General features: G+C 47.5%; 21 protein-coding genes, 1 tRNA gene and 1 pseudogene. 14 read left to right on the forward strand and 9 right to left on the reverse strand.

The window, feature by feature from the left end; all coding sequences use genetic code 11:
• Window positions 1–134 precede the first annotated feature (134 nt).
• The 3 genes from A1WG_RS16575 to trmB form a co-directional block, all read right to left on the reverse strand.
• Window positions 135–854 carry a YggN family protein gene (locus tag A1WG_RS16575; protein ID WP_000984801.1) on the reverse strand — a complete coding sequence of 240 codons (720 nt, stop codon included), beginning with the start codon at window positions 852–854 and terminating at the stop codon, window positions 135–137.
• Between the two features lie 201 nt (window positions 855–1,055).
• Window positions 1,056–1,382, reverse strand: a complete 327-nt coding sequence (locus A1WG_RS16570; protein ID WP_001107572.1) for a YggL family protein — start codon at window positions 1,380–1,382, stop codon at window positions 1,056–1,058.
• A complete protein-coding gene (gene trmB / locus A1WG_RS16565; RefSeq protein WP_000786922.1) occupies window positions 1,382–2,101 on the reverse strand; it encodes a tRNA (guanosine(46)-N7)-methyltransferase TrmB in 720 nt (239 codons plus the stop codon). The genes A1WG_RS16570 and trmB overlap by 1 nt, the downstream gene beginning before the upstream one ends.
• Window positions 2,102–2,261: 160 nt before the next feature.
• Here trmB and mutY point away from each other — a divergent pair, with 160 nt between their 5' ends.
• The 4 genes from mutY to nupG all read left to right on the forward strand — a co-directional run bounded on the left by mutY (window position 2,262) and on the right by nupG (window position 6,218).
• Window positions 2,262–3,314 carry an A/G-specific adenine glycosylase gene (gene mutY / locus A1WG_RS16560; RefSeq protein WP_001517060.1) on the forward strand — a complete coding sequence of 351 codons (1,053 nt, stop codon included), beginning with the start codon at window positions 2,262–2,264 and terminating at the stop codon, window positions 3,312–3,314.
• A gap of 26 nt (window positions 3,315–3,340) precedes the next feature.
• Window positions 3,341–3,616: an oxidative damage protection protein gene (locus tag A1WG_RS16555; protein ID WP_000091700.1), complete on the forward strand. Its 276-nt coding sequence runs from the start codon at window positions 3,341–3,343 to the stop codon at window positions 3,614–3,616.
• Between the two features lie 66 nt (window positions 3,617–3,682).
• Window positions 3,683–4,762, forward strand: coding sequence for a membrane-bound lytic murein transglycosylase MltC (mltC, locus tag A1WG_RS16550; protein WP_016242542.1), 1,080 nt, complete (start codon window positions 3,683–3,685; stop codon window positions 4,760–4,762).
• A gap of 199 nt (window positions 4,763–4,961) precedes the next feature.
• Entirely contained in the window at window positions 4,962–6,218 is a 1,257-nt protein-coding gene (gene nupG, locus A1WG_RS16545) for a nucleoside permease NupG (RefSeq protein ID WP_001517062.1), read from the forward strand.
• 48 nt (window positions 6,219–6,266) lie between these two features.
• Here the strand turns inward: nupG and speC are convergent, their stop codons facing one another.
• Together speC and A1WG_RS24950 are read right to left on the reverse strand one after the other, a co-directional pair.
• On the reverse strand, window positions 6,267–8,402 hold the full coding sequence (gene speC, locus A1WG_RS16540; protein ID WP_001517063.1) for an ornithine decarboxylase: 2,136 nt from the start codon (window positions 8,400–8,402) through the stop codon (window positions 6,267–6,269).
• Between the two features lie 162 nt (window positions 8,403–8,564).
• On the reverse strand, window positions 8,565–8,648 hold the full coding sequence (locus A1WG_RS24950) for a hypothetical protein (RefSeq protein ID WP_212976457.1): 84 nt from the start codon (window positions 8,646–8,648) through the stop codon (window positions 8,565–8,567).
• Between the two features lie 152 nt (window positions 8,649–8,800).
• Here A1WG_RS24950 and A1WG_RS16535 point away from each other — a divergent pair, with 152 nt between their 5' ends.
• Together A1WG_RS16535 and A1WG_RS16530 are read left to right on the forward strand one after the other, a co-directional pair.
• Window positions 8,801–9,508 carry a DUF554 domain-containing protein gene (locus tag A1WG_RS16535; protein ID WP_000234506.1) on the forward strand — a complete coding sequence of 236 codons (708 nt, stop codon included), beginning with the start codon at window positions 8,801–8,803 and terminating at the stop codon, window positions 9,506–9,508.
• Between the two features lie 105 nt (window positions 9,509–9,613).
• Window positions 9,614–9,689 (forward strand) — tRNA-Phe (locus tag A1WG_RS16530).
• Between the two features lie 708 nt (window positions 9,690–10,397).
• Here A1WG_RS16530 and A1WG_RS16525 read toward each other — a convergent pair.
• From A1WG_RS16525 to tssB, 3 genes and pseudogenes are all read right to left on the reverse strand, one after another.
• The gene (locus A1WG_RS16525; protein ID WP_001517064.1) at window positions 10,398–10,886 is read right to left on the reverse strand and encodes a GNAT family N-acetyltransferase; all 489 of its coding nucleotides are present in this window, start codon (window positions 10,884–10,886) and stop codon (window positions 10,398–10,400) included.
• A complete protein-coding gene (locus A1WG_RS16520) occupies window positions 10,883–11,176 on the reverse strand; it encodes a type II toxin-antitoxin system TacA family antitoxin (RefSeq protein ID WP_001110459.1) in 294 nt (97 codons plus the stop codon). The genes A1WG_RS16525 and A1WG_RS16520 overlap by 4 nt, the downstream gene beginning before the upstream one ends.
• Window positions 11,177–11,710: 534 nt before the next feature.
• Window positions 11,711–12,209: pseudogene (tssB, locus tag A1WG_RS0121510) on the reverse strand (type VI secretion system contractile sheath small subunit).
• 592 nt (window positions 12,210–12,801) lie between these two features.
• On the opposite strand from tssB, the gene A1WG_RS16515 reads away from it, so the two are divergent.
• The 8 genes from A1WG_RS16515 (at window position 12,802) to A1WG_RS16480 (ending at window position 22,367) form a co-directional block, all read left to right on the forward strand.
• Complete coding sequence (locus A1WG_RS16515; protein WP_001517065.1) at window positions 12,802–13,275, forward strand: hypothetical protein; 474 nt, start codon at window positions 12,802–12,804, stop codon at window positions 13,273–13,275.
• On the forward strand, window positions 13,272–13,607 hold the full coding sequence (locus tag A1WG_RS16510; RefSeq protein WP_000789899.1) for a lysozyme inhibitor LprI family protein: 336 nt from the start codon (window positions 13,272–13,274) through the stop codon (window positions 13,605–13,607). Before A1WG_RS16515 ends, A1WG_RS16510 begins: the two co-directional genes overlap by 4 nt.
• A gap of 824 nt (window positions 13,608–14,431) precedes the next feature.
• Window positions 14,432–15,415 (forward strand): KpsF/GutQ family sugar-phosphate isomerase, encoded by a 984-nt coding sequence (locus tag A1WG_RS16505; protein WP_001325875.1) that lies wholly within the window; start codon window positions 14,432–14,434, stop codon window positions 15,413–15,415.
• Between the two features lie 62 nt (window positions 15,416–15,477).
• Complete coding sequence (locus A1WG_RS16500; RefSeq protein WP_000905744.1) at window positions 15,478–16,626, forward strand: capsule polysaccharide transporter; 1,149 nt, start codon at window positions 15,478–15,480, stop codon at window positions 16,624–16,626.
• A gap of 23 nt (window positions 16,627–16,649) precedes the next feature.
• Window positions 16,650–18,326: a polysaccharide biosynthesis/export family protein gene (locus tag A1WG_RS16495; RefSeq protein WP_001517067.1), complete on the forward strand. Its 1,677-nt coding sequence runs from the start codon at window positions 16,650–16,652 to the stop codon at window positions 18,324–18,326.
• Between the two features lie 9 nt (window positions 18,327–18,335).
• The gene (kdsB, locus tag A1WG_RS16490) at window positions 18,336–19,076 is read left to right on the forward strand and encodes a 3-deoxy-manno-octulosonate cytidylyltransferase (RefSeq protein ID WP_001517068.1); all 741 of its coding nucleotides are present in this window, start codon (window positions 18,336–18,338) and stop codon (window positions 19,074–19,076) included.
• A complete protein-coding gene (locus A1WG_RS16485; protein ID WP_001517069.1) occupies window positions 19,073–21,100 on the forward strand; it encodes a capsular polysaccharide biosynthesis protein in 2,028 nt (675 codons plus the stop codon). Before kdsB ends, A1WG_RS16485 begins: the two co-directional genes overlap by 4 nt.
• Window positions 21,101–21,134: 34 nt before the next feature.
• Complete coding sequence (locus A1WG_RS16480) at window positions 21,135–22,367, forward strand: capsule biosynthesis protein (RefSeq protein ID WP_001517070.1); 1,233 nt, start codon at window positions 21,135–21,137, stop codon at window positions 22,365–22,367.
• 205 nt (window positions 22,368–22,572) lie between these two features.
• Here the strand turns inward: A1WG_RS16480 and A1WG_RS16475 are convergent, their stop codons facing one another.
• The gene (locus A1WG_RS16475) at window positions 22,573–23,541 is read right to left on the reverse strand and encodes a phage baseplate protein (RefSeq protein ID WP_001517071.1); all 969 of its coding nucleotides are present in this window, start codon (window positions 23,539–23,541) and stop codon (window positions 22,573–22,575) included.
• Window positions 23,542–23,867: the final 326 nt, after the last annotated feature.

Raw genomic sequence — 23,867 nt, forward strand, 5'->3', positions numbered from 1 at the left:
GCTTTGTATAGGAAATTTGACGTTAAACAATTTACAACGTGAATGGATTTTGGAGATCTATAAAGTTAGAGGCAGGTAACAAAACGAAGAATTAAACGGCATAAAAAAGTATTATGCCGTCTTAAAATAGAGGATTATTTCAAATTCCCAACCAGGGCTTTGCGGCTATCTTCCAGGGTCACCACACGGCTACAGACATCTTTGCCAAACTGCTGGAAATCTTTTTCCTGCTTTTTCCACTCGGTTTGGATGGAGGATTGCAAACCGCCCAGGCTTCCCAGCACATTCTGTAACGGATTACCGCCGCTTTTCAGTACCGCTTTCGCGCCCATTTCATTAATGCTGTCCTGCAAAATTCCACCCATCGCCTGATTCACTAGTTGCTGGCCTTCGGCGCGAACCTGATCAATGGCTTTATAGTGGAACGTCAGGCCATCGCTGCGCGTTTCAATAATGCGATTCATCTGTTCTTTCAACTGCGCATCGAGCTTGGTCAGACGGCTGCGCATTTTACTGCTTTCACCCATCTCCTGAACGATAATTTTATCCAGTGCGACGCGGGCTTTCTCAACGCGGCTCTTAGTCCCTTCATCAATCCACGGCAACGTGCTGCGCAGTTCTGCCTGATAATCCTTCGCCTGCTCGCGCTGGGCGGCACTCAGAGAATATTGCTTGCCGTTGTACATCACATTGCCGTCTGGCGTGATCACCAGATTGCCGTTTTCGCCCTTCACCTGTACGGTTTGCGGGCTGACAATCACATCGTCACGCGGTGTGACGCTGCACTGGTAGTCGGCGTGAGCAGTCATTGCCGTTACTGAAAGTGCTGCCGCCAGCAGCATTTTGCGCATCATAATCTTCCCTCAAGAACAAATCAGGCCAGCATTTGCTGGCCCGGATTGATAACAAAGTGCGCATTGTCCATGCCGGATGCGGCGTAAATGCCTTATCCGGCCTACTCAATCGTGCAACCTCAATATATTGCATACCCATTGTAGGCCTGATAAGCGTAGCGCATCAGGCAGTTTTGCGTTTGTCATCGCCCGTATGCTTTCTTAGTCCCACCAAACGTCGAAAAGTTCGCTGGTGCGTACCTCATCCAGTTTGCGCTCTTCCAGCCACTTACGCACAATCGCCTGATGTTCTTCGGTACATTTGCCAATTTCCTGCATGCAGATCAGACCTTCCCAGGCCAGATAACCGCTGCCGTCAAAAGCCAGCTTGTTCGGTTCGACAACCTCGTTAATAAAGTCATCAACGGTTTTATCAATCTGTTCTTCCGATGTACCTTCCGGGAATCGCCATGCCACCGAAAATCCTAATTCCTGGAATTCGTCGATGTGCATTTTTTTACGCAGACGACGGCTACGGTTCTTTGCCATTATTTCACCCTCTCGAACATTAAGTCCCATACTCCGTGACCAAGACGATGACCACGTTGTTCAAATTTCGTCACCGGACGTGATTCCGGGCGCGGTACGTAATCGTTACTTTCTGACAGGTTTTTATAACCGTCAATGGAAGACATCACTTCGAGCATATGTTCCGCATAAGGTTCCCAGTCGGTCGCCATATGGAATACGCCCCCCAGTTGCAGTTTGCTTTTTACCAGTTCAGCAAACGGCACCTGAACGATACGGCGTTTATTATGACGTGCTTTGTGCCACGGGTCAGGGAAAAAGAGCTGAACCATGCTCAATGAATTGTCAGGAATCATTTTATGCAGCACTTCGACCGCGTCATGACACATCACGCGCAGATTGCTCAGCCCCTCTTCATGCGCGGAAGCCAGGCAAGCGCCAACGCCCGGCGAATGCACTTCAATGCCGAGGAAATCCTGCTCCGGACGCTCTTTCGCCATTGCCACCAGCGAAGCCCCCATGCCAAAACCAATCTCAAGCGTCACCGGCGCTTCACGGCCAAACAGCGTCGGGAAATCCAGCATATCTTCGCTGAACTCAACGCCCATCACCGGCCAGTAGTTTTCCAGCGCATGTTCCTGGCCTTTGGTCAGTCGCCCCTGGCGGCGTACAAAACTACGGATACGGCGCAGAGGACGGCCGTTTTCATCAAATTCCGGTGAGATGACGTCGTTTTTCATAAAGATTTAGTCGCTTGTGAAAGTGTTCTGAAAACGGGCATTATCCAAAGTTAGTTGCCGGATGCAAGCATGATAAGGCCGTGGCTGCGGAAAGTTCCGGTTTACACCCTGTCGTCGCTGTGCTGCAATCTTGCCCCCAACAACTGTGAATTTGGTGACCATGCAAGCGTCGCAATTTTCAGCCCAGGTTCTGGACTGGTACGATAAATACGGGCGGAAAACCCTGCCCTGGCAAATTGACAAGACGCCCTACAAAGTATGGCTCTCAGAAGTGATGTTGCAACAAACTCAGGTTGCGACTGTTATCCCCTATTTTGAACGCTTTATGGCGCGCTTCCCGACGGTGACCGATCTCGCCAATGCGCCGCTGGATGAAGTTCTCCACTTATGGACCGGGCTTGGCTATTACGCCCGCGCGCGCAATCTACATAAAGCGGCACAGCAAGTTGCCACCTTACACGGCGGAAAATTCCCGGAAACCTTTGAGGAAATCGCCGCACTACCGGGCGTCGGGCGTTCCACCGCGGGCGCGATCCTCTCACTTTCTCTGGGTAAGCACTTTCCGATTCTCGACGGTAACGTCAAACGCGTGCTGGCGCGCTGCTATGCTGTAAGCGGCTGGCCAGGGAAAAAAGAGGTCGAGAATAAACTGTGGAGTTTGAGCGAACAGGTGACGCCCGCCGTCGGTGTGGAGCGGTTTAATCAGGCGATGATGGATTTAGGCGCGATGATCTGCACGCGCTCGAAGCCAAAGTGTTCGCTCTGCCCGCTACAAAACGGCTGCATTGCCGCGGCCAATGATAGCTGGTCACTTTATCCAGGCAAAAAACCGAAACAGACGCTGCCGGAGCGCACCGGCTACTTTCTGCTGTTACAGCACGAAAATGAAGTATTTCTGGCGCAGCGTCCGCCAAGTGGATTGTGGGGCGGTTTATACTGCTTCCCGCAGTTTGCTGATGAAGAAAGTATGCGGCAATGGCTGGCGCAACGGCAGATCAACGCCGGTCACCTGACGCAACTCACCGCGTTTCGTCATACCTTCAGCCATTTCCATTTAGATATTGTGCCTATGTGGCTTCCCGTGTCGTCATTCACCGGTTGCATGGATGAAGGCAATGCGCTCTGGTATAACTTAGCGCAACCGCCGTCAGTTGGCCTGGCGGCTCCCGTGGAGCGTTTGTTACAGCAGTTACGCACTGGCGCGCCGGTTTAGCGCGTGAGTCGATAAGAGGATAATTTATGAGCAGAACGATTTTTTGTACTTTCCTGCAGCGTGAAGCAGAAGGTCAGGATTTTCAGCTATACCCCGGCGAACTGGGAAAACGCATCTACAACGAGATTTCCAAAGAAGCCTGGGCGCAGTGGCAGCACAAGCAAACCATGTTGATCAACGAAAAGAAACTTAACATGATGAATGCTGAGCACCGCAAGCTGCTGGAGCAGGAGATGGTCAATTTCCTGTTCGAAGGTAAAGAGGTACATATCGAAGGCTATACGCCGGAAGATAAAAAATAAAAAGACATTGCCGGAGCACGCCTCCGGCAACTTGCATAAAAACAAACACAACACGCACCCGGAATGATGAAAAAATATCTCGCGCTGGCTTTGATTGCGCCGTTGCTCATCTCCTGTTCGACGACCAAAAAAGGCGATACCTATAATGAAGCCTGGGTCAAAGATACCAACGGTTTTGATATTCTGATGGGGCAATTTGCCCACAATATTGAAAACATCTGGGGATTCAAAGAGGTGGTGATCGCCGGTCCTAAGGACTACGTGAAATACACCGATCAATATCAAACCCGCAGCCACATCAACTTTGATGATGGTACGATCACTATCGAAACCATCGCCGGGACGGAACCTGTCGCACACCTGCGCCGGGCAATTATCAAAACGTTACTGATGGGTGACGATCCGGGGTCGGTCGATCTCTATTCCGATGTTGATGATATTACGATATCAAAAGAACTTTTCCTTTATGGTCAGGTAGTAGACAACACCGGGCAGCCAATTCGTTGGGAAGGTCGCGCGAGCAATTTCGCGGATTATCTGCTGAAAAACCGCCTCAAAAGCCGCAGCAACGGGCTGCGTATTATCTACAGCGTAACCATTAATATGGTGCCGAACCACCTTGATAAACGTGCGCATAAATATCTCGGTATGGTTCGCCAGGCGTCACGAAAATATGGTGTCGATGAGTCATTAATTCTGGCGATTATGCAAACCGAATCCTCATTTAACCCGTATGCGGTCAGCCGTTCCGATGCGCTGGGATTAATGCAGGTAGTACAGCACACCGCCGGGAAAGACGTGTTCCGCTCACAGGGGAAATCCGGCATACCAGGCCGCAGTTTCTTGTTCGATCCTGCCAGCAACATTGATACCGGCACCGCATATCTGGCGATGCTGAATAATGTTTATCTCGGCGGCATTGATAACCCAACGTCGCGCCGTTATGCCGTCATCACCGCCTATAACGGCGGCGCAGGCAGCGTGTTACGTGTTTTCTCGAATGATAAAATTCAGGCAGCTAATATTATTAACACCATGACGCCAGGTGATGTTTATCAGACTTTGACGACCCGCCATCCTTCTGCGGAATCTCGCCGCTATCTCTATAAAGTGAACATGGCGCAGAAATCTTACCGCCGTCGATAATTTCACCTTTGCCTCTAACATTACTTCGAGGCAAAGTGTTACACGCTTCACAATTTCGCCTTGCAAATTGAGATTATTTGCAATTATTTGCTACGGATAACAAAAAAACAGTCAGCGAAGTTGATAGAATCGCATCATCTTGCACGGTCAAATGTGCTTTTTAAAACACTCATCCGCATCACGATGTGAGGAAATTAACATGAATCTTAAGCTGCAGCTGAAAATCCTCTCTTTTCTGCAGTTCTGCCTGTGGGGAAGTTGGCTAACGACCCTCGGCTCATATATGTTCGTTACCCTGAAGTTCGACGGTGCTTCTATTGGCGCAGTTTATAGTTCACTGGGTATCGCCGCGGTCTTTATGCCTGCTTTGCTGGGGATTGTGGCCGACAAATGGTTAAGTGCGAAATGGGTATATGCCATTTGTCACACCATCGGCGCAATTACTCTCTTCATGGCGGCGCAAGTTACCACGCCGGAGGCGATGTTCCTCGTTATCCTGATTAACTCGTTTGCCTATATGCCAACACTTGGGTTAATCAACACCATCTCTTACTATCGCCTGCAAAACGCGGGGCTGGATATCGTTACTGATTTCCCGCCAATCCGTATCTGGGGCACCATCGGTTTTATTATGGCGATGTGGGTGGTGAGCCTGTCAGGCTTCGAACTAAGCCACATGCAACTGTATATTGGCGCAGCCCTTTCCGCCGTTCTGGTGCTGTTTACCTTTACGCTGCCGTATATTCCGGTTGCTAAACAGCAAGCGAATCAGAGCTGGACGACTTTGCTGGGGCTTGATGCATTCGCGCTGTTTAAAAACAAGCGTATGGCGATTTTCTTCATCTTCTCGATGCTGCTGGGCGCGGAACTGCAGATTACCAACATGTTCGGTAATACCTTCCTGCACAGCTTCGACAAAGATCCGATGTTCGCCAGCAGCTTTATCGTGCAACATGCGTCAATCATCATGTCGATTTCGCAAATCTCTGAAACGCTGTTCATTCTGACTATCCCGTTCTTCTTAAGCCGCTACGGTATTAAGAACGTAATGATGATCAGTATTGTGGCGTGGATACTGCGTTTTGCGCTGTTTGCCTACGGCGACCCGACTCCGTTCGGTACTGTACTGCTGGTGCTGTCAATGATTGTCTACGGCTGCGCATTCGACTTCTTCAACATCTCTGGTTCGGTGTTTGTGGAAAAAGAAGTTAGCCCGGCAATTCGCGCCAGTGCGCAGGGGATGTTCCTGATGATGACCAACGGCTTCGGCTGTATCCTCGGCGGTATTGTGAGCGGTAAAGTGGTTGAGATGTATACCCAAAACGGCATTACCGACTGGCAGACCGTATGGCTGATTTTCGCAGGTTACTCCGTGGTTCTGGCCTTCGCGTTCATGGCGATGTTCAAATACAAACACGTTCGTGTCCCGGCGGGCACACAGACGGTTAACCACTAATTACGCCAAGAAAAATGGGCTACCATCTGGTAGCCCGTTTTTTTGTTCTCACTTCAACACATAACCGTATAAACGTTTCATGCCGTCGGCATCGGTTTCGCTATAGACACCTTGTAGCTCCGGCGAAAACCCCGGCAACAAATTCACGCCTTCTTCCAGTGCGAGAAAATAACGCTGTACCGCGCCTCCCCATACCTCCCCCGGCACCACGCAAAGCACGCCAGGTGGATACGGCAGCGCGCCTTCCGCCGCAATCCGCCCTTCGGCATCACGAATACGCACTAACTCCACTTCACCACGAATATAGGCGCTATGCGCATCCTGGGGATTCATCACTACAGGCGGGAAACTCTGTTGGCGGAACATCGCTTTTTGCAGGTCTTTGACGTCGAAACTGACATACAGATCGTGCATCTCCTGACACAACTGGCGCAGGGTATAGTCGCGATAGCGCACCGGATATTTGTTATAAACGCTCGGCAACACCTCAGCCAGTGGCGAGTCATCCTCAATATGCTGTTCAAACTGTGCCAACATTGCGACCAGTTGTGCCAGCTTCTCGTGGCTCTCCGCCGGGGTTAATAAGAACAGAATAGAGTTGAGATCGCACTTTTCCGGCACAATGCCATTCTCACGCAGATAGTGCGCCAGAATCGTCGCAGGAATACCAAAGTCGCTATATTCACCGGTTTCGGCATCGATACCGGGCGTGGTCAGTAGCAGCTTGCACGGATCAACAAAATACTGATCTGCGGCATATCCCTCAAAGCCGTGCCAATTCGCCCCCGGTTCAAAACTGAAGAAGCGACGGTCGCTGGCCAATACTGACGTCGGATAATCCTGCCACAATTTGCCACCAACAACGGGCGGGATAAACGGGCGAAACAGCTTACAGCGTGCAAGAAGCGCCTTGCGCGCTTCAATGCCCAACTCAACACACTCCGCCCACAGTCGACGACCGCTCTCCCCTTCATGGATTTTGGCGTTAACGTCCAGCGCAGCAAACAGCGGATAGAACGGACTGGTGGAGGCGTGGAGCATAAAGGCATTATTCAACCGCTTATGCGGGCAAAAGCGCGCCTGCCCGCGAATATGGTTATCTTTTTTGTGGATCTGCGAAGTCTGCGAGAATCCCGCCTGCTGTTTGTGCACCGACTGGGTAACAAAGATCCCCGGATCGTTTTCGTTAAGTTCTAACAGTAACGGCGAGCTATCTGCCATCATCGGAATAAACTGCTCGTAACCGACCCACGCGGAATCAAACAGAATGTAATCGCACAAATGCCCAATGGTCTCGATCACCTGGCGAGCGTTATAGATAGTACCGTCATAAGTTCCTAACTGAATAATTGCCAGGCGAAACGGGCGCGGTAGTTCGGCTTTTTCTGGTGCCACTTCACGAATTTGCTGGCGCAAATAGTCTTCATTAAAACAATGCGCATCAATACCGCCGATAAAACCGAACGGGTTACGCGCGGCTTCCAGATACACCGGCGTCGCCCCAGCCTGAATCAATGCACCGTGATGATTCGACTTATGATTGTTACGATCGAACAGTACCAGATCGCCACGCGTTAACAGCGCATTGGTAACCACTTTGTTTGCTGCCGAAGTGCCGTTAAGCACAAAATAGGTTTTATCAGCATGAAACACTTTGGCCGCAAACTTCTGCGCATCCTTCGCTGAGCCTTCATGAATAAGCAGATCGCCCAGTTTCACATCGGCGTTGCACATATCGGCACGAAAAACGTTCTCACCGAAGAAATTGTAAAAATGACGCCCCGCAGGATGCTTTTTAAAGAACGCGCCATGTTGATGACCCGGGCAAGCAAAAGTGCTGTTGCCCATCTCAACATATTGCGTCAGCGTGTCATAAAACGGCGGCAACACGTTCTCTTCGTACTGGCAGGCTGCAGATTCCAGCTCCAGCCACTGCTGCTCGTTGCCATTGATTACCGCCGCGACGCCCGCAGGCAATTCAACAATCTGTTCGGAATACAAAAACACCGGTAGATGAAAACCAGTGCGTTTAAGTAACGCAAGAATGCCACTGCGGCTATCCGCAGCGGTAATGACGACTGCCGCGACGTCCGTAAAATCAGTATCTTCCAGCGCCACCACGCGACGATGGGTAGAAATTCGGGAAACCAGTTCACTACTGGCGGCAATACTCATTGATTTCATAAATGTAAAACCCGTTTCGGGGAGGTAAAAATACCGGGCAAGGTGTAAAAACCTGCCGCATGAGATGTGGGTCAAACTGGTCACCAGCTCCGACCGCCAGACATCAGTAAAAGCAGAATGGCTCTGATTTTACTGTTGTCCTACAGTGAGCGTGCGTTAACTTCACCGCATGAGCAGTAATATGGAAAGGGAAGCGTTTCGCGCAAAACGGCGATAAACAAGAGAATGTAAGGAGGTGGCGTGCATCGGGCAAACTCCGTACAACAAGGAGAAAATTCGCGCAATCATGGCACCTTTCACCAGAGCGTGCAAGCCAGGACTTTGCGGTCAGACAAGCAATCGGCGGGACAAAAAGTTCATAATAAAAACATCAAACAACACAATTAACAGGAACTCTTGTGGTCATCGGCCCTTTTATCAACGCTAGTGCAGTATTACTGGGTGGCGTCCTCGGCGCACTGCTTAGTCAACGCTTACCGGAACGGATCCGTGTCTCTATGACATCCATTTTTGGTCTGGCATCGTTGGGAATTGGTATTTTACTGGTGGTGAAATGCGCCAACCTTCCGGCGATGGTTTTAGCGACGCTACTCGGTGCATTAATTGGTGAAATTTGTTTGTTGGAAAAAGGTGTTAATACCGCAGTCGCTAAAGCGCAAAATTTGTTTCGTCACTCGCGTAAAAAGCCAGCGCATGAATCTTTTATTCAGAATTTTGTCGCGATTATTGTCCTGTTTTGTGCCAGCGGCACCGGGATCTTCGGCGCGATGAATGAAGGGATGACCGGCGATCCGAGCATTTTAATCGCCAAGTCATTTCTGGATTTCTTTACCGCGATGATCTTCGCCTGTTCACTTGGCATTGCGGTATCGGTGATTAGTATTCCATTGCTGATCATCCAGTTAACGCTGGCTTGGGCTGCTGCGCTGATATTACCGCTGACAACACCATCGATGATGGCGGACTTCAGCGCCGTAGGTGGTTTGCTGCTGCTAGCAACCGGCTTACGCATCTGCGGCATTAAACTATTTCCGGTGGTCAACATGCTTCCAGCACTACTTCTGGCAATGCCTCTTTCCGCCGCCTGGAGCGCCTGGTTTGTCTGATGATGCGTGTAGTAACGGCAAAGTGATGATAGATTGTGCAGTCTGCTATAAATTGAAGAAATTTAATTGACGAGACGAGGCGAATCAGGTTTAATGCGCCCCGTTGCCCGGATAGCTCAGTCGGTAGAGCAGGGGATTGAAAATCCCCGTGTCCTTGGTTCGATTCCGAGTCCGGGCACCACTATTCATAAGGCCTCGCTGAAAAGCGGGGCTTTTTCTTTTTCTGGCTACGGTAAATTTCTGGCCGTTGCTACATGTTATTTGCGTGCTGTATTTCTCGTCATTTTCACAGATGTCCGTTACTTTTAGACACCTCAACACCCTCTGATGTGCCTTTTCCTTACCTCACAGCTACGGTCTTTCTACGCTCCTCTACGGCTCCCTTCTCTCGAATTATTCATAATGAAGTAGAAAATACGGGGGAAACAAAGGAATTGTCATTTCGCCTTAATACACTGGTCTAAAAAGGATTCTGTTGCGGGGAAAAATGCGGATTGATCTCCTCCCTGAAAACAGTACCAGTCTAAACAGGAGACTCCGGGAAGGCCAGGCTATACGATCCCGGACTAGTTGAGGAATATAGAAAATCAATTAAACCAGTATTGAAAAACTCACCAATATTTATTGTGTGTTATATTTTTTATTCCACTAGCTTTTTGTGTCTTTTTTTCTAACCTTTTTCCCCGAATGAAATTAATTTTTGACTTTTGAATTACAATCAAACCTCAAGCGTTAAAATGATGTTTAAGGTTGTGTGTAGCTATTATTTTATTTCGCATTAACCACTAAATATATCTATGGGTTCAGACATCGGACATGCCGGACAACAATATGTAATTGATGATTTGATTCATAAAACTATCATCTTATTGACTCCAAATAATACCAATTAAGCATGAACCAAATCCCCCAACGTCACCAGCAACATCATCGGATCCATCGGTGACGGCTCAAACCCCACCCGCAGATAGAAATCCCGCGCCTCATCAGACAGCGCATGAACCAGCATCCCGCGAATACCGATAGTTTCAGCCACCTGAATCACCCGCAGCCCGGCGTCACGTACCAGCGCCCGACCAACACCCTGCCCATGTATAGACTGATCCACCGCCAGACGCCCCAATACCACAACCGGGATCGGATCGGGCATATTACGGCGAAAGCGGCCGGGGGCAGTGTTTGTCATCACTGCACTGGATGCCAGCGAGTAATACGCCAGTACCTTAGAATCACTGCCGCAACATACAAAAGTACGGGATGCGCCAGTGACCTGATTTTTCATCGCCCGTTGTTTCAGCCAGTTATCCATAGAATCCACGCCACAGCAAAATGGGGTAAGAATATGCCCGGCGTGAAGCGGCTCAGGAGCGGAGATCATTTTTCCTGCTCCCACGGCGCAGGGGTCTGCATAGTTTTACGCAGCGCGGAGTTTGGCGCTGGAGCCTGATCAAGGCGGGTAAGAAACGTCTGATAAGCCTCCGGATCGGCCATAATGATACGCTGCTCGATCAGCGCCTCTTCCGCCGCGGCGCGGGCAGCCTCCAGCACAAAGTCAGTGCGGTTTTTTCCTCTGGCTTTCGCAGCCCGATCGATAAGATCGCGCTCGGCGGGCCTGATGCGCAGATTCAGGGTTTCGCGTTTCATCGCCATACTGTTTGCGGCTGGCATGGTGTTGTCCTCTTATGTTTCTGTGGATATTAAGTATACAACACGTGTAACGCAGATGTCATTACGATAAATTTAGAGGGAATCGTACCGGAGGATCGAACCAAGCGTTTTTCTACGTATTTTGATCTACTATCATGATTCAAAAGAGAAAGTAAGGGTCAACCTCCGGGTCTTGACAATAGATAGCAGAAGAATTTTTGATGGAAATCAAATTGGTAGGTAACTGAAAGTTCCCGAGTCCGGGCACCACTATTCATAAGGCCTCGCTGAAAAGCGGGGCTTTTTCTTTTTCTAACTACGGTAAATTTCTGGCCGTTGCTACACGTAATTTGCGTGCTGTATTTCTCGCCATTTTCGACGATGTTTGTTGCTTTATACACACCAATACATGCAGGCGCTCACAGTGATATTCTGTTAATTATCACTCCCTGACGTTCCCCCTGATTGTGCGGCAATCGGCTCGCCACCAGCGGCATTCTCATTTTTTACAGACATCAACATTTTCCTTATTAATCCATTAAATCGTCGTGACCGTTACGGCTGTTTAGGTGCCAAAGCTGAAAGTTCTGCTTTGAGTTCTGCACTTAATGCCGGGTCCAGCAAAATGTTTTCCAGTTCTTTACGGAACGTCTGGTTATCCAGAAGGTTCGCTTTTAAATCACGAAGTAAATTACGCATGGAAAGCATGGCTTTTAGCTGAGGTATTTGTCGGGATACCTGTTCCGGGGAGAAATCTTTTATGCTCTGAAATGTCAACCTGATGCTGTCTTCGCTACCGTCATCAGCAAGTGTGTTATTAACGATAAGATTTACTTTTGGGGAATAGTCTGAAAGGACTGCATCAAAATTATTTTTGTTAAGATTAACTTTTTTACGATCAGATAATGGCGCGGATTCCTGACCATTACTAAAATCACCCGCAACCAGTAACTTCAGGGGTAATTCTGTTTTTTTACTCGCCCCCCCCTGTATGCAGTTCTAATTTCAGATTAATACGAGCCTTTGGTATCTCCCGCTGGAAACTGTCACTCATAATCCCCTCACGCAATTCAGTTAAAGTCAAATTAATCATAATACTTCTTTAACCAGATACTAAGGCAATGGCGAAATCAAAAAAACAATACATATCAATATATTGAGAATAAAAAACAATGGGAATGTTGCCAAACAATAAAAATAAGCACAGCGATATCAAGCAATTAAAAACGTCTTTATAAATATTCCTAATTGTATTTTTATTATGTGCTTTTATTTTTTCCTTACCCACACAACCTGTTAACAGACAGGCGGTACATCGTGCGAAACGTTGACTTACCTGGCTTCATACTACTGGCAAAGTTATTCTGATAGCCCCGCTTACCTTGCCTTACTGATTCATAAGCATTCACCGCCATCCTTATCCAACACTCAGACCATCCCAGTTTCTACAGGCCTCACCATTGGCGGAAGAGATTTTATTTTAGGTAAGCGCAAATTTGCATTACAGCATATTCAGGCCTACACCCGAATAGCCTGATTAACCATAAAATATTGACGCAGCGCAGCATATTGACTATTCCTTGAACTTATATTCATACATTGTAATAGCACAGTAAATGTAGGATCTTATGCATAACGGAGTATTTATGACTTTTAAGCGTTTGGTTGTTATTACCGCTATATCCTGTATGTATACCGGATTTGCATTTGCAACGAATGTCTCGTTGAATCCTGCCCAGGTAGAACATCTGAATAACGTCATTCATCGTGAGGTAAAAGGGAAGAATGACCGTAATTTTGCCTATACAAACTGGACTGAAGCTCAACGCGTAGCCGAATTTATTTGCCGACCGTTGGCACTAAAAGAACTACAGAAGCAGTACACCGACGTAGATAAGGTTATTCTCGATCAGGGAAAACATAATATGCAGCGCCTGATCTCACCTGCGCTCCTGACGGGCAATGGTCAGTACCGTCGGGGGATTAACTGGACGACTTTTCACTACGCATGTGAACTGTCAGTGAAAACCGGAGAGGCTATAGGGTTCAGATTGTTGAACAACAAAACCCTGACCATGGCTCCGGGACCCGTTATTCGTCCCGGGAGGCTAAGCCAGTGAAAAATATTCTTACCGCATTTCTCATCATCACTCTCCCGGCGTTCTCTGCCACGGCGGCCAGTTTTGATTGTCGGCAGTCCCACAGTGCGGATGAAAAAGCAATTTGTTCATCACATAGCCTGAATGATTTGGACGTGGAGTTGAGTGTTAAATATCAATTCCTTCATGGACTTTACGCGATGGGAGCCGCCGGGGAACTGCATGACTCACAGGTACTGTGGCTGGCTGAACGACGCCGGTGTGGTAGCGATACAACCTGCCTGAGAAAAGCATACAAACAGCGATTAAAAACTTTAAACCATCTTTATGACGCGATTAATAAACCACTCTGAATCTGAAGTGGGCTGTTGGTTGCCGGAGGTGCCTTCCTGCGAGGCATCTCCTTACCCGCGAGTATGGCCAAAAGGGCCTGATGCTTGTCTCTCCATCAGCCCTTTCACTGAGCAAAATGTACGCTACAAAAATGAAGGATGGCCGGACGGAAGTGCTCTCTGGCATATGTGCAACCGATTCATCACGTGATAATCCCAATAATTATTTTTTATTTGGTAATAGTTTCCTTGAAAATATATGTACCAATAAATGCAATCTGGTCTGTTTTAATTCCACTGCCACCTGCAGAAATAATCAACCAGAAAACAATCTTGATATTTAATAGTCACTAATAAAACTTTATCACTCCCTTCTGCTTTATATGGAAATTGTCAATTGGTTAACTATACATAGCTTAAATAGTTGAATGCGGAATATCACCACCATTACCGAGGTGTTTTATTTATAAATAACAGTGTCATGCGTCTCTTTTTTTACAATGAAACAATCAACCTCTGAATTGTTTTTTGATTCAATAGTTAAGCGCGAAACATTTTAATCATTGATAAAAATCCTAAACTCCTTGTTCATAATGTAGGGCTGTGTTAAATAGGTGGGCAAAATTTGGTTCCCCCTTCTCGCCTGTAATATTGCAGTATCTTCGCACTTCCATGAGACATTGCGACTTAATAAGAGGGTGATAAGTCCTGGATAAGAGCATGGACTAACCATATTTTTATATTTATTAAATAATTTGTCATAACCCATTGATTTAATATTAATAATTTATTATGGGTTCGGGTTTGTTGTGACTGTGGCACTATTTCCGTGCAAAGGAGCTGATATGTCTGAAAGACATTTACCTGATGACCAGAGCAGTACTATCGATCCATATTTAATTACCTCTGTTCGCCAGACTCTGGCAGAACAAGGCGCAGCATTACAAAACTTGTCTAAGCAACTGGATCCCGTACAGTACCAACGAGTCCTTAATTTGATAATGAACTGTAAAGGACACGTTATTCTTTCGGGAATGGGTAAATCAGGGCATGTTGGTCGTAAAATGTCAGCGACACTGGCCTCTACTGGTACGCCGAGTTTCTTTATTCATCCGGCAGAGGCTTTCCATGGCGATCTCGGTATGATTACGCCTTATGATCTCCTGATCCTTATTTCCGCCAGCGGTGAAACTGATGAAATTCTGAAGCTAGTCCCTTCACTGAAGAATTTCGGCAACCGAATTATCGCCATTACCAATAATGGAAATTCCACGCTGGCGAAAAATGCTGATGCCGTGCTGGAACTTCACATGGAGAATGAAACCTGCCCGAATAACCTTGCACCAACAACGTCCACCACGCTGACCATGGCGATCGGAGACGCGCTGGCTATTGCCATGATCCACCAGCGTAAATTTATGCCGAATGACTTCGCGCGTTATCACCCGGGCGGTTCATTAGGTCGTCGCCTGCTGACCCGTGTTGCTGATGTTATGCAGCATGATGTTCCTGCGGTGCACCTGGATGCGTCGTTTAAAACCGTGATTCAACGTATCACCAGCGGTTGCCAGGGTATGGTGATGGTAGAAGACGCAGAAGGCGAGCTGGCGGGTATTATCACCGACGGTGACCTGCGTCGCTTTATGGAAAAAGAGGATTCTCTGACATCCGCCACGGCTGCGCAGATGATGACGCGTGAACCACTGACTCTACCGGAAGAAACCATGATCATCGAAGCGGAAGAAAAGATGCAAAAGCATCGAGTCTCAACGTTATTGGTGACCAACAAGGCGAACAAAGTCACTGGTCTTGTACGAATTTTCGACTAATGAAGCAACGGGAGGCGAGAGGCCAGCTCCCTCGCCTCCACTGAAACTCTGATAATCGTTACATGTTGATAAAATTGAAGTCTGCCGTATCCTGGATGCGTGCTCGTCTGTCTGCCATCTCACTGACAGATATCCAAAAACACCTGGCGAAAATCATCATTCTGGCACCGATGGCTGTGCTACTGATCTATCTGGCTATCTTCAGCCAGCCTCGTTATATGAGCGAGTCGAAAGTCGCCATTAAACGCTCGGATGATTTAAATAGCGGCAGCCTGAATTTTGGTCTGCTTCTGGGTGCCTCTAACCCCAGTTCCGCGGAAGATGCGTTGTATCTGAAAGAGTATATCAACTCGCCGGATATGCTGGCGGCGCTGGATAAGCAACTGAATTTTCGTGAAGCATTTAGCCACAGCGGGCTCGATTTTCTTAATCATCTTAGCAAGGATGAAACCGCAGAAGGCTTCCTGAAGTACTACAAGGACCGTATCAACGTTTCGTATGACGATAAAACCGGATTGCTGAATATTCAGACACAGGGCTTTAGCCCGGAGTTTGCGCTTAAATTTAACCAGACCGTGTTGAAAGAGTCAGAACGCTTTATCAATGAGATGTCGCATCGCATTGCGCGTGATCAACTTGCCTTTGCAGAAAGCGAGATGGAAAAAGCGCGCCAGCGTCTGGATGCCAGCAAAGCGGAACTGCTCTCTTATCAGGACAGCAATAACGTCCTGGATCCACAAGCCCAGGCTCAGGCGGCGAGCACGTTAGTAAATACGCTGATGGCTCAGAAGATCCAGATGGAAGCAGATCTGCGTAACTTGCTGACATATCTGCGTGAAGACGCCCCCCAAGTGGTGAGCGCGCGTAACGCGATTCAGTCATTGCAGGCACAAATCGATGAAGAAAAAAGCAAAATCACAGCGCCACAGGGTGACAAGCTAAACCGTATGGCGGTGGATTTTGAAGAAATCAAATCAAAAGTAGAGTTCAACACCGAGCTGTACAAACTGACCCTGACCTCCATTGAAAAGACCCGTGTAGAAGCGGCTCGTAAGCTCAAGGTGCTGTCTGTGATCAGTTCGCCACAGTTGCCGCAGGAATCGTCTTTTCCAAACATCCCTTATTTGATCGCCTGTTGGTTACTGGTGTGCTGCCTGCTGTTCGGCACCCTGAAACTGTTGCTGGCTGTTATTGAAGATCACCGAGATTAACGCTGTCGCTGAATGAGTTTGTGATGAAATTATTTAAATCAATTTTACTGATTGCCGCCTGTCACGCGGCGCAGGCCAGCGCGGCCATTGATATTAACGCTGACTCAAACCTTACGGGGGCAGCACCACTGCCCGGTATTCTGAGTGGGCAGCAGTCGGATACACAAAACATGAGCGGCTTCGACAACACCCCACCGCCAGCACAGCCGGTGGTGATGAGTCGTATGTTTGGTGCTCAACTTTTCAACGGCACCAGCGCGGATAGCGGTGCAACGGTAGGATTCAATCCTGACTATATCCTTAATCCGGGCGATAGCGTTCAGGTCCGTTTATGGGGTGCGTTCACCTTTGATGGTGCGTTACAGATTGATCCCAAAGGCAATATTTTCCTGCCGAACGTTGGTCCGGTGAAAGTTGCTGGGGTTAGCAATAGCCAGTTGAACGCCCTGGTTACATCAAAAGTAAAGGAAGTGTACCAGTCCAACGTCAACGTCTACGCCTCCTTATTACAGGCGCAGCCAGTAAAAGTGTACGTTACCGGCTTTGTACGTAATCCTGGTCTGTACGGCGGCGTGACGTCCGACTCTTTACTGAATTATCTGATCAAGGCTGGCGGCGTAGATCCGGAACGCGGGAGCTACGTTGATATTGTAGTCAAGCGCGGCAACCGCGTGCGCTCCAACGTCAACCTGTATGACTTCCTGCTAAACGGAAAACTGGGGCTTTCGCAGTTCGCCGATGGTGACACCATCATCGTTGGGCCTCGTCAACATACGTTCAGCGTTCAGGGCGATGTCTTTAACAGCTACGACTTTGAGTTCCGCGAAAGCAGCATTCCTGTAACAGAAGCGTTGAGCTGGGCACGCCCTAAGCCTGGCGCAACTCACATTACGATTATGCGTAAACAGGGGCTGCAAAAACGTAGCGAATACTATCCGATCAGTTCTGCGCCAGGCCGTATGTTGCAGAACGGCGATACCTTAATTGTGAGCACTGACCGCTATGCCGGCACCATTCAGGTGCGGGTTGAAGGCGCGCACTCCGGTGAACACGCCATGGTGCTGCCTTATGGTTCAACCATGCGTGCGGTTCTGGAAAAAGTCCGCCCGAACAGCATGTCGCAGATGAACGCGGTTCAGCTTTATCGCCCATCAGTGGCTCAGCGTCAGAAAGAGATGCTGAATCTCTCGCTGCAAAAGCTGGAGGAAGCGTCACTTTCTGCCCAGTCCTCCACCAAAGAAGAAGCCAGCCTGCGAATGCAGGAAGCGCAACTGATCAGCCGCTTCGTGGCGAAAGCGCGCACCGTGATTCCGAAAGGTGAAGTGATCCTCAACGAATCCAATATTGATTCTGTTCTGCTGGAAGATGGCGACGTCATCAATATTCCGGAGAAAACATCGCTGGTTATGGTTCATGGCGAGGTGCTGTTCCCGAACGCGGTGAGCTGGCAGAAGGGGATGACCACCGAGGATTACATCGAGAAATGTGGTGGCCTGACGCAGAAATCGGGTAACGCCAGAATTATCGTCATTCGTCAGAACGGTGCTGCCGTCAACGCGGAAGATGTGGATTCACTCAAGCCGGGCGATGAGATTATGGTTCTGCCGAAATATGAATCGAAAAACATTGAAGTTACTCGCGGTATTTCCACCATCCTTTACCAGTTGGCGGTGGGTGCAAAAGTGATTCTGTCTTTGTAAGGAGTTGAAATGAGCAAAGCAGTTATTGTCATACCGGCTCGTTATGGCTCATCGCGCCTGCCGGGTAAGCCGCTACTTGATATTGTTGGCAAACCGATGATCCAGCATGTTTACGAGCGTGCGTTACAGGTGGCGGGCGTCGCAGAAGTTTGGGTGGCAACTGACGACCCGCGTGTTGAACAGGCCGTACAGGCGTTTGGCGGGAAAGCCATTATGACGCGTACCGATCATGAATCCGGCACCGATCGGCTGGTCGAGGTGATGCATACGGTGGAAGCAGATATCTACATTAACTTGCAGGGCGATGAACCAATGATTCGTCCGCGGGATGTAGAAACACTGTTACAAGGAATGCGTGACGATCCCGCGTTGCCGGTGGCAACACTATGCCACGCGATTTCTGCCGAAGAAGCGACGGAGCCAAGCACAGTAAAAGTGGTTGTGAATACCCGCCAGGATGCGCTTTATTTCAGCCGCTCACCGATCCCGTATCCGCGTAATGCTGAAAAAGCGCGTTACCTGAAACACGTCGGTATTTACGCTTATCGTCGCGATGTGCTGCAAAACTACAGCCAGTTGCCGGAGTCCATGCTGGAGCAGGCGGAATCACTGGAGCAGCTACGGTTGATGAACGCGGGGATCAACATTCGCACGTTTGAAGTTGCCGCAACAGGTCCGGGCGTCGACACCCCAGCATGCCTGGAAAAAGTGCGCGCCCTGATGGCACAGGAACTGGCTGAAAACGCATGATTGGCATTTTCTCGTCTGGCATCTGGCGTATTCCACATCTGGAGAAATTTCTGGCGCAACCGTGCCAGAAACTTTCTCTGCTGCGCCCTGTTCCACAAGAAGTTGATGCTATCGCCGTGTGGGGACATCGCCCCAGCGCGGCGAAACCAGTCGCCATCGCCAAAGCAGCGGGAAAACCGGTCATCCGTCTGGAAGATGGATTTGTGCGTTCGCTGGATCTTGGCGTCAATGGCGCACCGCCGCTTTCTTTGGTGGTAGATGATTGCGGCATTTACTACGATGCCAGCAAGCCTTCGGCGCTGGAGAAACTGGTACAGGATAAAGCCGGAAATGCGGCATTGGCTGATCAGGCCAGAGAAGCGATGCACACCATCGTGACCGATGATTTGTCGAAATATAATCTGGCGCCTGCGTTTGTGGCTGATGAGTCAGAACATTCAGACATCGTTCTGGTTGTCGATCAGACATTTAATGATATGTCAGTGACGTATGGTAATGCGGGTCAGAATGAGTTTGCCGCCATGCTGGAGGCCGCGATTGCAGAAAATCCTCAAGCGACAATTTGGGTGAAGGTGCACCCAGATGTACTGGAAGGAAAGAAAACAGGTTATTTCGCCGATCTGCGCGCCACGCAACGAGTACGTTTAATTGCCGAGAATGTCAGCCCGCAGTCGCTGTTGCGACACGTTTCCCGAGTTTACGTTGTGACCTCCCAGTACGGCTTTGAAGCCTTGCTGGCAGGAAAACCGGTGACATGCTTCGGCCAGCCCTGGTATGCAGGCTGGGGCTTAACGGACGATCGTCATCCGCAGTCGGCGTTGTTATCTGCCCGACGCGGTTCAGCCACACTGGAAGAACTTTTTGCCGCTGCATACCTGCGTTACTGTCGCTATATCGATCCGCAAACAGGAGCAGTAAGCGATCTGTTTACCGTGCTGCAATGGCTGCAATTACAACGCCGACATCTGCAACAGCGTAATGGCTATTTATGGGCGCCAGGCTTAACGCTGTGGAAGTCAGCGATCCTGAAACCTTTCTTGCGTACCGCGACAAACCGGCTGAGTTTTTCACGTCGCAGCCCTGCGGCGACCGCTTGCGTGGTATGGGGTGTAAAGGGAGAGCAGCAATGGCGAGCCGAAGCGCAGCGAAAATCACTGCCGTTATGGCGAATGGAAGATGGTTTTCTGCGTTCATCCGGACTTGGCTCTGACCTGCTGCCACCGCTATCGCTGGTGCTGGATAAACGCGGGATCTACTATGACACCACGCGCCCCAGCGACCTGGAAGTGCTGCTGAATCATAGCCAGCTAACGCTGGCGCAGCAGATGCGAGCTGAAAAATTACGCCAGCGACTGGTTGAAAGCAAACTGAGCAAGTACAACCTGGGAGCCGATTTCTCTCTACCAGACGAAGCTAAAGGTAAAAAAGTTATCCTGGTGCCGGGTCAAGTAGAGGACGATGCCTCTATTAAAACAGGCACCGTCTCAATTAAGAGCAACCTTGAGCTATTACGCACAGTACGCGAGCGTAATCCGCACGCCTACATTATTTATAAACCGCACCCGGATGTACTGGTGGGGAATCGCAAGGGCGATATTCCGGCAGAACTGGCTGCGGAACTAGCTGATTATCAGGCACTGGATGCAGATATTATTCAATGCATTCAGCGCGCAGATGAAGTGCACACCATGACGTCGCTGTCGGGGTTTGAAGCGTTATTACATGGTAAGCACGTACATTGTTACGGCCTGCCCTTCTATGCCGGTTGGGGTTTAACCGTCGATGAACATCGCTGCCCGCGTCGCGAACGAAAATTAACGTTAGCGGATCTGCTATATCAGGCGCTGATTGTTTATCCAACCTATATCCACCCAACACGGCTACAACCTATTGCGGTTGAAGAAGCGGCGGAATATTTGATCCAGACGCCGCGCAAGCCGATGTTTATTACCCGAAAAAAAGCGGGGCGAGTAATACGCTATTACCGCAAATTAATTATGTTCTGCAAAGTCAGATTTGGCTAAACAATTTCATGGTTGACTATTACGCAAATCATTTATGCAAGGTAATGCACTAACCGTTTTATTATCCGGTAAAAAATATCTGCTATTGCAGGGGCCGATGGGACCCTTTTTCAGTGATGTTGCCGAGTGGCTAGAGTCATTAGGCCGTAATGCTGTGAATGTAGTATTCAACGGCGGGGATCGTTTTTACTGCCGTCATCGACAATACCTGGCTTACTACCAGACACCGAAAGAGTTTCCCGGATGGTTACGGGATCTCCACCGGCAATATGACTTTGACACCATCCTCTGCTTTGGCGACTGCCGCCCATTGCATAAAGAAGCAAAACGCTGGGCAGAGTCGAAAGGGATCCGCTTCCTGGCATTTGAAGAAGGATATTTACGCCCGCAATTTATTACTGTTGAAGAAGGCGGAGTGAACGCATATTCATCGCTACCGCGCGATCCGGATTTTTATCGTAAGTTACCAGATATGCCTGCGCCGCATGTTGAGAACTTAACACCTTCAACAATGAAACGTATTGGTCATGCGATGTGGTATTACCTGATGGGCTGGCATTACCGTCATGAGTTTCCTCGCTACCGCCACCACAAATCGTTTTCCCCCTGGTATGAGGCTCGTTGCTGGGTTCGTGCATACTGGCGCAAGCAACTTTACAAGGTAACACAGCGTAAGGTATTACCGAGGTTAATGAACGAGCTGGATCAACGTTATTATCTTGCCGTTTTGCAGGTATATAACGATAGCCAGATTCGTAACCACAGCAGTTATAACGATGTGCGTGACTATATTAATGAAGTCATGTACTCATTTTCGCGTAAAGCGCCGAAAGAAAGTTATTTGGTGATCAAACATCATCCGATGGATCGTGGTCACAGACTCTATCGACCATTAATTAAGCGATTGAGTAAGGAATATGGCTTAGGCGAGCGAGTCATTTATGTGCACGATCTCCCGATGCCGGAATTATTACGCCATGCAAAAGCGGTGGTGACGATTAACAGTACGGCGGGGATCTCTGCGCTGATTCATAACAAACCACTCAAAGTGATGGGCAATGCCCTGTACGACATCAAAGGATTAACGTATCAAGGGCATTTGCACCAGTTCTGGCAGGCTGATTTTAAACCGGATATGAAACTGTTTAAGAAGTTTCGTGGGTATTTATTGGTGAAGACGCAGGTTAATGGGGTTTATTATGGGGATATGATTTTTAACAAGATAAAACAGGATAAATATTTTCAAAGCTTGTCGCGTCAAGTATGAAATATAATAATAAACAACACCCACAAGCCAAGTTAAAAATCCAAGATATAATTTTGTTATTATCTATAAATGATATAAGTATAATCTATATACTAATAAGTTATTTTTGAAGAAATTTATTTTATTAGTACTCACACGAAAACATGACGAAATTATTCGCATTACACATTTATAATCATCAAATATGAAAATATTGTTACTATCATCACTCCTCAATAAGTTTATCTAAAGGAATGTAATATAATTGAGCAAATCTTTTTTTATGATCCCCCAGAGCATACATGATAACCAATGATTTTGATTTGCTATCAATCGCTAAACCTTCAGGTTCCCAATGTTTTTCTTTACCACTTTTAAGAGAATCTTTTTTTCCTACTGTTACATTATTAAATTTTCTTACAAGCTCTCCTTTTAACGTGTAAATATAGATTCTATTGCTTTCTTTATTTCTCCCCCCACTCAATAAGTATATATATTTATTATCAGCGGTAATGGCTTGCAATACATAATTATCATTAGTTAGACCTGCATCGATAAACCATTCTACATTTTGGTCTGATGAAATATCACTCTCGATTCGAAAATTAACTTCTTCACTATTATAAACTCGTAATAAGTCTCTACCATTCAACTTACTTCTTACTATTAAATATTTAGCATCCGAGGTTAAAACAGGCATTGTACTAACACGAGTATTATATGGCCTATCGAATATTTTTATAATTTTCGTCTCATAAGGAAAAGAAAAATCATTGTATTTAAAATATGTAACAAACCATCCTTTGTTGGCAAAGGCATTTCCCGCAGATGCTATTATCCCCCCCTCAAGAGGATCAAACCCAATTCCTTGATGCCCAATAAATTCAGTGGGTTTTTGAAATGACGATGCTACAGCTTTTCTTTTTTTTGTTGTTAATGAGAATCTATTTATAACTCCTTTTTCGGGTTTCCCTGTGGTATGTAAAGTATAAATATCAGAACTAAATCTATCAATCGCGACTCCTTGAACAATATTATTTTTACCCTCACCATCCCTATATAATCTCACTTTTCTCGCAACAATATCATCATTTAAATGAGAAATAAAATTAGCCAAAGATATATTGGTTGCAGATGATGAATTATGCAACAACATTAATATCAAAAAAAATAAATTTATATACTTCAAACACATTAAAATTTTTTCACATGAACCGATTAGTATAATATTAGATTATACAAAAAACGCACTCACCAAATTTGAATTTAAAAACACAGTTCACAACTTAAGAAGCACAAATTTAAACACATTGATAAAGCAATGAAAATCCCACAAACACTCTAGTTATTAAAATACATAAAAATCGTTATAAAAACAGTTATAATCTATCAAAAACAAAAAAATACACATAAAATATTTCTGTTTAAGACGATGTTATAAATCCAATATTTAATTCATCAAATGTTTTTCTATTGGCAATTTACTAAACTGTATTTACAGTATAAAAAAACGCTAAATAC

The organism is Escherichia sp. KTE96 (assembly GCF_000408525.1).
In the GTDB taxonomy this organism is placed as follows: domain Bacteria; phylum Pseudomonadota; class Gammaproteobacteria; order Enterobacterales; family Enterobacteriaceae; genus Escherichia; species Escherichia marmotae.